This is a genomic window from Marseilla massiliensis (assembly GCF_016899855.1).
GTDB lineage: Bacteria > Bacteroidota > Bacteroidia > Bacteroidales > Bacteroidaceae > Prevotella.
This window is the reverse complement of the sequence record NZ_JACJJG010000241.1, coordinates 1-564: the sequence shown is the minus strand read 5'-3', so window position 1 is coordinate 564 and position 564 is coordinate 1. Positions and strand designations below refer to the sequence as shown.

Annotated in this window: 1 pseudogene; it reads right to left on the bottom strand. The window is 39.7% G+C overall.

The window, feature by feature from the left end:
- Nucleotides 1–218, bottom strand: a pseudogene (locus H6A34_RS14580) (hypothetical protein); the annotation flags it as partial.
- Nucleotides 219–564 lie beyond the last annotated feature (346 nt).

Genomic DNA, 564 nt, shown 5'->3' with positions numbered 1-564 from the left:
GGATGGTATTTCTGCACTTGGTCAAGATGAGCCACCATGCAGGGATAGGTCTTTGCAGTTCCCTTGGTTATGTAGATATTCCCAGTGTTCCAGTCAAGTTCCATCTTTGCACCTTGTATGTTCTTGTCAACCCACTTGCAGACGAAAGAAATTATCTTGCCCTCGTATCCTGACTTTGAGTGGATCTTGTAAAGCTGTTTTAATAATTTGAAATCCATAATCTTTACGCTTTTTGTTTTGTTGTTGAATTTGATTTTGATTTAATTTGAAGAGAGATTAAAGGATGAAGCCATGACATTTTTGCTTTGTTCTGTTTTTATTTTCTGTCACAGCTCCATCCCTTATCGTTTCATTTTTAATTTTTCATTGTTAATTTTTATTTATATGCTACGCCGCTTTGAGTTCCACTCGACGATGTTCCGAGATATAACAATCCTCCGCTTTCTCCCTGCATTCTTCAGAGCAGTAGCAGTTCCCCGTCAACTCCGATTCATGGCCGTCATCTTTTACAAACCATTCGCCGCACCAAGGACAACGGTCAACATCCTCCTCGTGATAGTACAT